We start from the raw sequence: 10,317 nt of genomic DNA, 5'->3' as shown, positions 1-10,317 counted from the left end.
GGCCCCCGAGGGCCGCCCGCCGCAGACGCAGGACGAACGGCTCCTCGCCCGCATCTGGGCGGAGGTGCTGCGCCTGCCGGAGGCTCCGGACCTCGACGCCAACTTCTTCGAACTGGGCGGGGATTCCATCCTGAGCCTCCAGATCGTCGCCCGCGCCCGCCGCGCCGGGCTGGTGTTGTCGGCCCGCGACCTGTTCGAGCACCAGACCATCGCCCGCCTCGCCGGCGCGGCCCGGCGGGAGGCGGCGCCGGCGGCGCTCGCAGCCCCGCATGGCGCCATGCCCCTCACCCCACTCCAGCGCGCCTTCCTCGACAGCGGCGCGCCGCGCCTCCAGCATTTCAACCAGACGCTGGCGCTACGCCCCACCCGGCCGCTCGACCCCGCCCATCTTGCGGCGGCCATCGACCATGTGACCCGCCAGCACGGCGCCCTCCACCTGCGCTTCACCCAAGGAGCGGACGGTGGCTGGCGGCAGGAGGAGGCCGCGGCGGCCACGACCCCGCCGCTCGCGGTGGTCACGGCGGCGAACGAGGAAGCCGCCGCCGGCCTCTTCGCCTCCCTGGAAGCTTCGCTCGACCTCGCCGCAGGCCCGCTCTTCCGCGCCCTGCTGGCGAACCTCGACGACGGCGCGCAGCGGCTGTTCCTCACCGCCCACCATCTGGTGGTGGATGCGGTTTCCTGGCGCATCCTGCTGGACGAGATGGAGCAGGCCTGTCTCGACCTGGAACAGGGCCGTCCCCTCGCCGCAGCCGTCTCCGGCACGCCCTTCGCCGTCCGCACCACGCACCGGCCGGCGGCAACCGGCCCGGTCGCCACCATCCCCCTGCCCTGCGACCATCCCGAAGGGCCGAACACCTTCGGCCATCGCCGCGTGACCCGGCTCGCCCTCGATGCCACGCAGGTGGAAGCGCTGCGGCAGGTGGCGCTCGCCCACCACGCCCGGCTCGACGACCTGCTGCTTGCTGCCGTGGTGCGCGCAACGGGGCGCCTGCGCGGCCTGCCCCAGCTCACGGTGGGCATCGAGCGCCACGGGCGCGACCTCGTGCCGGGCGCTGATTTCAGCCGCACGGTGGGCTGGTTCACGGCCCTCGCCACGGCAGCGGTGCCGCTGGAGGACGACCTGCGCCGCGCCCTCCTCGCCACCAAGGAAGCCGCCCGCCGGGCGGTCGCGGATGCCGAGGGCACGGCCCCGGCGCTCATCTTCAACCATCTCGGCCGGGTGGACGCGGGCCGTGGCAGCGCCCTGTTCGCGCTCGACGCCATGGACCTCTCGGCCGACCCCGACCTGCCCCTCGGCGCCGAGATGACCGTGGATGCCAGCGAGAGCGAGGCCGGCGCCGAACTGCGCCTCACCACCTCGGCCGCGCGCTGGGACGAGGCCACCCTCGTCCGCCTGCGTGACGCCATCGCCGCCGATCTCGCCCGCATGGCCGTCCTCGACGGCGATGGCGCCTCGCCCTCCGACTTCCCCCTCGCCGGCCTGTCCCAGCCGGCGCTGGACCGCCTCGCTCTGCCCTGGCGCGAGATCGAGGACCTCTACCCGCTGACGCCAACCCAGCAGGGCATCCTCTTCCACGCTTTGGAGGGGGCCGGCGACGGGGCATATGTGAACCAGCTGAGCGTCACCCTCGCCGGCCTCGATGCGGAGCGCTTCGCCGCTGCCTGGGCGCGGGCCGTGGCGCGCCATGACATCCTGCGCAGCGCCTTCCTGTGGACCGCCGAACTGGGCGCGCCCCTCCAGGCGGTCCGGCGCCATGTGCCGTTCACCGTGGATCGACACCCGTCCATCGGGGCCACGGATGCAGCCGCCCTCGACGCCATCGCCCAGGACGAGCGCGCGCGCGGCTTCGCGCTCGATGCCGCGCCGCTCATGCGCATCCGCCTCGTGCCGCTCGGGGCCGGCGCGCACCACCTGATCTGGACCGCCCACCACCTGCTGCTGGACGGCTGGAGTTCCGCCCGTCTCATGGCGGAAGTGCTCGCGGACTATGCGGGCGCCGCCGTGCCTCCGCCCCCGGCGCGTTTCCGCGATCATGTGGCCGCCCTCGCCGCCCCGCGCCCCGAGGACGAGGCCTTCTGGCGCGCGCGGCTGGCGCTGATCGAAGACCCCTCCCTGCTGGCCCCGGCAACCGCCGGCCCGGCCGTTCACCGCCACCTGACGGTGCCGCTGGCGGGGGAGCGCTGGGACCGCCTGGGCACCGCCGCGAAAGCACAGCGTGTGACCCTCGCCAGCCTGTTCCAGGCGGCCTGGGCGCTGGTGCTGAAGCACATGACCGGGCGACCCGCCGTGGCGTTCGGCACCACCGTCTCCGGCCGACCCGACGACGACCCGCGCATGGAGAGCGTGCTCGGCCTCTTCATCGCCACCGTGCCGACGATCCTCGCCGTGCCGGGGTGCGGGCGGGCGACGGATTTCGTGCGCGACGTCCAGGCGGAGACCCTCGCGCTCACGGCCCATGCGAATACGCCGCTGGTGGACATCCTGCGCTGGGCCGGACGCAGCGGGCAGGCCCTGTTCGACAGCCTGCTGGTGTTCGAGAACTACCCCATGGACGCCGCCCTGAAGGCGCGCACGGTGGACGGGCTCGCCTTCGGCCCGGTGATCTCGCAGGAAGCCACCAACTTCCCCCTTACCCTCAGCGTCATCACCGATGCCGAGCCGCGCCTGGCCTGGAGCTACGACGCCTCGCGCCTTTCCGCCGCCGCGGTGGAGCAGCTCTCCAGCCGCCTGCTGCTGGCCCTCGACCTCCTGGCCGGGAGCCCCGAGGCGGACCTCGCCGCCCTCACCCTCGCCTTGCCGGAGGAAATCGCCGCCGCCCGCGCCCACGGCGCCGCCGCCATGCCGGTCGCGGACCTCACGCCGGTGCACCAGCTTATCGCCGCCCAGGCCCGCCTGCGGCCGGACGCCACCGCCGTCACCTGCGGCACGCAAGCCCTGACCTATGCCGATCTCGACCGGCACGCGGAGCGCCTTGCTTACCGTCTCGCGGATGCGGGCGTGGGACCGGGCGACATCGTGGGCATCAGCGCCGAGCGCTCGCCGGCGCTGGTCGCCGGGCTTCTCGCCATCCTGAAGACCGGCGCCGCCTACCTGCCCCTCGATCCGATCTACCCTGAGGCGCGCCGCGCCTACATGATCGCCGATGCGGGCGTGCGCTGCATCCTCGCCGACACCACCAATGCCGCCGATCTGCCGCAGACCGGGCTGCGACACATCCTCCTCGACCTCTATGGGGAGACCGAGGCGGATGCGGCGGCGACGCGCCTTTGGCCGTCGCCGCACCCGGACCAGCCCGCCTACGTCATCTACACCTCAGGCTCCACCGGCACGCCCAAGGGCGTGGTGGTGAGCCACGGCAACGTCTCGCGCCTGCTCACCGCCACCGCGCCGTGGTTCGGCTTCGGGCCACACGACGTGTGGACGCTGTTCCACGCCTACGGCTTCGACTTCTCGGTGTGGGAGATCTTCGGCGCCCTCGCCTATGGCGGGCGGCTGGTGGTGGTGCCCCATCAGGTGAGCCGCGCGCCGGAGGAGTTCCTCGACCTCGTGGTGCGCGAGCGCGTCACCGTGCTCAACCAGACCCCCTCCGCCTTCCGCCCCTTCATGCAGGCGGCCCTGGCGCGGGACGAGAAGCCCGACCTTGCCTTGCGCCATGTCATCTTCGGCGGCGAGGCGCTGGACGTGAGCGTGCTCGGCCCCTGGTATGAGCGCTTCGGCACCAGGGCGCGGCTCGTCAACATGTACGGCATCACCGAGACCACGGTGCACGTCACCTGGCGCCCGCTCGGCCCCGGCGACGTTGCGTCCGCGAGCCGCAGCCCCATCGGCGGGCCGATCCCCGACCTCACGCTGCATCTCCTCGACGAGATGCTGGATCCGGTGCCGGTCGGCGTGCCCGGCGAGCTGTGCGTCGGCGGCGCGGGCCTCGCCTCGGGCTATCTGAAGCGGCCGGGCCTCACCGCCGCGCGCTTCGTGCCCGATCCCTACGGACCACCCGGCAGCCGGCTCTATCTCAGCGGCGACAGAGCGGTGAGGCGGCCGAACGGGACCATCGACTATCTCGGCCGCGGCGACGGGCAGGTGAAGATCCGCGGCTTCCGCATCGAGCTGGGCGAGATCGAGGCGCGCCTGCGCGACGATGCCGCCATCACCGACGCCGCCGTGGTGGTGCGGGAGCTGGCCGGCGGGCCGGCTTTGGTCGCCTATGTGGTGGCGAGCGGCCCGGTCGATCCGGCCGCGGTGCGCGACCGCCTCACGGCTGGGCTGCCGGATTATATGGTGCCGGCTTATGTAGTGCCCCTCGACGCGCTGCCCCTCACCGCCAACGGCAAGCTGGACCGGGCGGCCCTGCCCGAGCCCCGCGCCACCGGCACGACCTCGGCGCCCCCCGAAGGCGCCGACGAGGAAGCCCTCGCCGCCATCTGGCGCGACGTGCTGGGCGCCGGGGAGATCGGCCGCGAGGACAATTTCTTCGCCCTCGGCGGCCATTCCCTGTCGGCGACGCAGGTGCGCCTTGAAATCCGCGCGCGGCTCGGCGTGGAGGTTCCGGTCCGCCGCCTGTTCGAATGCCAGACCCTGCGCAGCCTCGCTTTGGTGCTGGCGGAGACCCGTGCCACCGACAGCCCCGCCACCGGGGCCGCGCCCCGGCCGGCGCTCCCCATGGATGCGCTGGCGCAGATGGATGCGCTGCTCGGCGAACTGGAAGGATGAGTATGGCTCCCTCGCCTCACGACCTCGCCCGCCGCTTCGCCCAGCTGGCGCCGGAGAAGCGCCGCCAGTTCCTGGATGCTCTCGCTGCGGCCGGCGTCGACTTCCGCCTGCTGCCCATCCCGGCGGCGCCCCGGCCGCAGGGGCGAGCGCCGCTCTCCTTTGCCCAGAACCGCATGTGGGTGGCGCAGCAGATGGGCGGCAATGGCGCCCTCAACACCATCGCCGGGGGCCTGCGGCTCGACGGCGCGCTCGACGCCGATGCCCTCGCCGCCGCCTTCGCCGACCTCGCGGCACGTCACGAGGCCCTGCGCACCACCTTCGCCATGACGCCGGAGGGCGTGCCCGAGCAGGTGATCCACGAGACTGCGTCCATTGCCCTCGACCGCATGGACCTCTCCGGCTCCACCGACCCGCACGCGCGGCTGAAGGCGCTTTCCGACACCGACGCCGCAACGCCATTCGACCTTCTCGCCGGGCCGCTCACCCGCGCCACGCTGGTGCGCCTTGCACCGGACGCCCATGTGCTGCTGCTGACCCAGCATCACATCGTCTCCGATGCCGCGTCCCTCTCCGTGCTGCTCAGGGACCTGATGGCGCTCTACGTCTCCCGCCGCGCCGGCACACCCTCCCCGCTCGCTCCGCCAGCCCTGCACCATGCGGACTACGCGGTCTGGCAGCGCAACTGGCTCGCCGCCGGCGAGATGGAACGGCAGATCGAGGGCTGGCGGGCCCGTCTCGGCGACGGCGGCGCGCTCCTCGCTTTGCCCACGGACCGGCCGCGCCCGGCGACCCAGAGCCATCGCGGCGGGCGCCACGCCATCACCCTGCCGCCGGAGCTGGCCGCGCGCCTGCGCACCGTGACCCAGGAGGCGGGCGCGAGCACCGCCATGGGGCTCATGGCCCTGCTGCTGGCTTTGCTGTTCCGCCTCACCGGCGAGCGCGACCTGCGCCTCGGCATCCCCGCCTCCAACCGCGACCGGCCGGAGACGCAGGATCTCGTCGGCCTGCTGGTGAACACGCTGGTCATCCGCGCCGAAGTCACCGGCGCCACCAGCTACCGCGCCTTGCTCGATGCGACGCGCGCCGCCATGCTCGACGCCCAGACGCTCCAGGACGCCCCCTTCGAGGAGGTGGTGGAGGCGCTCCAGCCCGAGCGCAGCCTCGCCCGCAGCCCGCTGTTCCAGGTGATGCACAGCCATCTGGTGGACGAGCGCCCCGCCCGCATGGCCGGCCTCACCCTCTCCCCCGTGGCGCGCGACACCGGCGCCATCGCCTTCGACCTGGTGCTGGAAACCACCGAGCAGCCGGACGGCGCCATCGTCGCCGCGTTCGGCTATGCCCGCGACCTGTTCCGGTCGCAGAGCGTGGCGCGCATGGCGGAGCATTTCCTCGCCCTCGCGGCGCGTTGCCTCGCGGTGCCCGACGCCGCCATCGGCGACGTCCCGCTGGTGGATGCCGCGACGCTCGACCAGCTCTCGGCCCCTTGGCCGGGCGAGCTGCCGCTCGCCGATGGGCTGGTGCCCCACCTGATCTCCGAAGCAGCGCAGCGCCGGCCCCATGCGCCCGCCGTCATCTGCGGCGACGAAACCCTGTCGTTCGCCGACCTTGAGCGGAACGCGAACCGCATTGCCCATCATCTCCTGCACCTCGGCATCGGGCCGGAGACGCGGGTGGCGGTGGGCCTCAAGCGCGCGCCGCGCGCGGTGGCGGCCTTCCTCGGCGTGCTGAAGGCGGGTGCCGCCTTCGTGCCGTTCGATCCCGGCCATCCGGCCGAGCGCATCGCGGATGTGGTCACGGATTCAGGCGCCGCCTTCGCCCTCGTGGACGCGGACGGGCCGGCGCTGCCGCAGGCCGTCGCCGCTTTGGTGCCGGAGCGGCTCGATCTCGCCGCCCTGCCCGACACGACGCCGGAGGTGTCGATCCATCCCCAGCAGCTCGCCTATGTCATCTACACCTCCGGCTCCACGGGGCGGCCCAAGGGCGTCGGCGTGCCCCACGGCGCCCTTGCCATGCATGTGCGCGCCACCGGGGCGCTCTATGGCACCGGCGAGGACACGCGGGAGCTGCACTTCCTCTCCTTCGCCTTCGATGGCGCCCATGAGCGCTGGATGGTGCCGCTGGCCTTCGGCGGCGCCATCGTGCTGCGCGACCAGCACCTGTGGAGCGCCGAAGAGACGCGGGACGCCCTGGCCCGCCACCATGTCACCCACGCCGGTTTCCCGCCGGCCTATCTCACCCAGCTGGCCGAATGGGTGGAGAGCGCCGGCGATCCGCCCCCGGTGAAGGTCTATTCCTTCGGTGGCGAGGCCATGCCCCGCGCCGGCTTCGAGGCGGTGAAACGCGCCCTGCGCCCGCAAGTGCTCATCAACGGCTACGGTCCCACGGAGGCGGTGATCTCGCCCATGGCCTGGCGGGTGCCGGCCTCCGAGGGCTTCGACGGGCCCTATGCTCCCATCGGCCGCGCGGTGGGGCAGCGCCGCGCCTATGTGCTCGACGGGTCGCTCCAGCCGGTGCCCATCGGGGTCGCGGGCGAGCTTTATCTTTCAGGCGAAGGGCTGGCACGCGGATATCTGGGCCGCCCCGGCGCCACCGCCGAGCGCTTCCTGCCGGACCCCTTCGTCCCCTCCGGCGGGCGCATGTACCGCACCGGCGACCGGGTCCGCTGGCTCACGGATGGAAGCGTCGAATATCTCGGCCGTGCCGACCAGCAGATCAAGCTGCGCGGCTTCCGCATCGAGCCCGGCGAGATCGAAGCCCAGCTGAGGCAGGAGGAGACCGTGCGCGAGGCGCTGGTGATGCTGCGCACCGATGGCGCGGCCCCCCGGCTCGTGGCCTACGTCACCCCCGCCGAGGGCGCGGTGGCCGAGGAAGCACCGCTCCGCGCCGCCTTGCTGCGCCGCCTGCCCGACTACATGGTGCCGGGCCGCATCGTGGTGCTCGACGCCTTCCCCGTGACCCCCAACGGCAAGCTGGACCGCGCCGCCTTGCCCGCGCCGACCGAGACGCAGGACCACGTCATCGCGCCGGAGGGCGAGACCCAGCAGGCCATCGCCTCCATCTGGTGCGCGGTACTGGGACGCGCCAGCGTGGGGGCCAACCAGAACTTCTTCGATCTCGGCGGCAATTCCCTCGCCGCGCTCAGGGTGCTGAGCGCCCTGAAGACACTCTTCCCGGACAAGACCATCGGCGTGCCGCTGCTGTTCAGCCACCAGGACGTGGCGAGCCTTGCCGCCGCCATCGACGCCGATGCGGTGGGCGCCACGCAGGTGGTGCGGCTGAACCCGCGCGGCAGCCGGCCGAAGCTCTACTGCTTCCCCGGCCTCATGGTGAACACCCGCGAATATGCCCCGCTGGTGCGCCGGCTGGGACCGGACCAGCCGGTGACCGGCTTCGTGTGCTACTCGCTCACGGAGGAGCGCAAAAGCGTGGTGTCGGTGGAGGACATCGCCGCGCGCTACGCCGCCCACATCCGCGCCGAATGCGCCGGCGGCAGCGCCACCCTGCTCGGCTGGTCGTGGGGCGGGGTGCTGGCCTTCGAGGCCGCGCGGCTGCTGAAGGGCGAGGTGGACATCGGCTTCGTCGGCATGCTGGACGTGTGCAATCTCGACGTGAATTTCGCCGTGGGCCGGCTCGCCGACATCGCCTCCGCCGACCGCGCCCGCCTTGCCGCGCAGGTCACAAGCTGGCTCGACCGCGCCCCCATGCGGGCCGAATGGGAGAATCTGTTCGCCCGCATGGACGACACCCTGTTCACCCAGTTTCTGCGCTATGTGGAGACCATCGGCGGCGAATTGCCCACGGACGGGCCGGGCCTCGGCAGCCGCGAATACGAATTGTGGACCTTCATCGACAACACCCTGCTCTACCGGCGCTATCGCATGGCCCCGTTGGACGTGCCGGTGCGGGTGTGGCTGGCGGAAAACTCGGTGGCGCGCGGGCTCGACCTCGTGGACTGGAGCCGCTACTCGCCCCGTGTGGACCAGGTGGAGGTCATCCCCGGCGTCACCCACCGCGAGATCGTGGAGAGCGCCCGCTTCCACGACAGCTTCGCCCGCAGCCTCGCCAAGGCGTGGGATGCGCCCAGCCGTGTGGCTCTGGCGGGGGCGGCGGAATGAGGGTCGTGCCCGCGATCCGGCAGGGTTTGAACAGCCGAGCCGCAGTCACGCCATCGTGCCCGGCCTTGTGCCGGGCATCCACGCCTGTCCGACGGAACAAACGCTTGATGCCTGGTGGTTCGACCGCGACAGATGGAACCCATCTGTCGCGAGCAGGTCGAACCACAACTCTTTGATCTGGTGGGTCAACTTTTCGAAACGGATGGGTACCATCCGTTTCGGTTCATCCACTGGTCGCACGTCCTGGACGGGGATGTGGGAGCGCCCCTCCCATCCGCCCAGCCTTCGCGATTTTCCTCCAGCACGCCCTCAGGGCACTGAGGCCCCACGCGTCATCTTGCCCTTGGAGTCTTTGTCGCCCGCGAGCACGTGGGGGCAGTTGCTGCAATAGCCGCGCTCCGGCAACAGATAGCGCACGCAGCACACCCGCCGCCAGCGTCCCTCGCCGCCCGGCCCCGGCTCGTAGCGCACCGGGGCGTGGAAGGGATTGCGCGCGCCGCCCGGCCAGCGCGGCGCCGCCACCAGACGATCGCCCGCTTCCACGGCGGACGCGGCCTGCCCCATGCCCTCCAGCTCCCGCAGGATCGCCTCGAACAGGTTCGCCGCATTGGTCCACAGCACCTTGGTGGAGAGGCCCGAGCGCGCCGCCAGCGCCGCGAACACCGGCTCCAGATGGCTGAAGACCAAAGGCTTGAAGCGCACGAACGGATCGCCCTCGCCATCCGCGTGGCCGTCATGGGGCAGCACGAAATGGTCCGGCAGGCCCTCCTCGTCCAGCACCAGGCCAAGGTCGCCGAAGGCCACCGGCAGGTGGCGGCCGAGCACCAGGTTCGCCACCACCACCACCGGCATCAGGATGTGCACGTAGTGGATGGAGAACAGCGAAGCGAGCGCGCGCCGGTCCTCCCCGCCGAAATGGGCCGCCACCTGGTCGAGCACCGCGTCGAGCCGCGCGGGTTCGAGCAGTTCGGGCAGGGGGAAGGCGCCCGGCTTGTCGCCGGGCAGCACCAAAGTGTCCGCATAGGGCTCGAGCGGGCCATGGAAGAGGGGGGCGAGGGCGGGGATCATGATGTGTCCCTCACAGCCGCCGGATCCGCCACAGCAGATAGGGCGCACCGATGAGCGTGGCGAGGAGGCCGGTGGGGATCTGCCGGGGATAGATCAGCGTGCGCCCCAGCATATCGGCCCCCACCATGACCGCGGCGCCGATCAGCGCGGCAGCGATGAGATGCGGCAGCGCGCGGGAAAAGCCCGCGAGCCGCGCCAGGTGCGGCGCCAAAAGGCCCACGAAGGTCAGCGGCCCCACGATCAGCGTGGCGGTGGCGGTCATGACCGCCGTGAGCAGCAGCAGCAGCAGGCGCGCCAGCCTCACGTCCACCCCCACCGCGCCGGCGGTGACCGCGCCCAGCGGCAAAAGGTCGAGCCAGCGCGTGAACGGCACCGCCGCCGCCCCCAGCACCGCGAGGGCGACGAGCCCGGTGACCGCCTCTC

At 72.5% G+C, this 10,317-nt stretch carries 4 protein-coding genes; 2 read left to right on the top strand and 2 right to left on the bottom strand.

Going from position 1 to position 10,317, the window contains the following annotated elements:
• Together K9U40_RS19945 and K9U40_RS19940 are read left to right on the top strand one after the other, a co-directional pair.
• On the top strand, positions 1–4,711 hold a 4,711-nt coding region (locus tag K9U40_RS19945), incomplete at its 5' end, for a non-ribosomal peptide synthetase (RefSeq protein WP_282891868.1).
• Positions 4,712–4,713: 2 nt separating this feature from the next.
• A complete protein-coding gene (locus K9U40_RS19940) occupies positions 4,714–8,826 on the top strand; it encodes an amino acid adenylation domain-containing protein (protein ID WP_282891867.1) in 4,113 nt (1,370 codons plus the stop codon).
• A gap of 309 nt (positions 8,827–9,135) precedes the next feature.
• On the opposite strand, the gene fhuF is transcribed toward K9U40_RS19940, so the two are convergent.
• Positions 9,136–9,894: a siderophore-iron reductase FhuF gene (gene fhuF, locus K9U40_RS19935; protein ID WP_282891866.1), complete on the bottom strand. Its 759-nt coding sequence runs from the start codon at positions 9,892–9,894 to the stop codon at positions 9,136–9,138.
• 10 nt (positions 9,895–9,904) lie between these two features.
• On the bottom strand, positions 9,905–10,317 hold a 413-nt coding region (locus K9U40_RS19930; protein WP_282891865.1), incomplete at its 5' end, for an iron chelate uptake ABC transporter family permease subunit.

The organism is Xanthobacter autotrophicus, from assembly GCF_030015065.1.
Lineage (GTDB): Bacteria > Pseudomonadota > Alphaproteobacteria > Rhizobiales > Xanthobacteraceae > Xanthobacter > Xanthobacter autotrophicus_D.
Note: the sequence above shows the minus strand (reverse complement) of the source record. Positions and strands in the feature narration are given on the sequence as shown.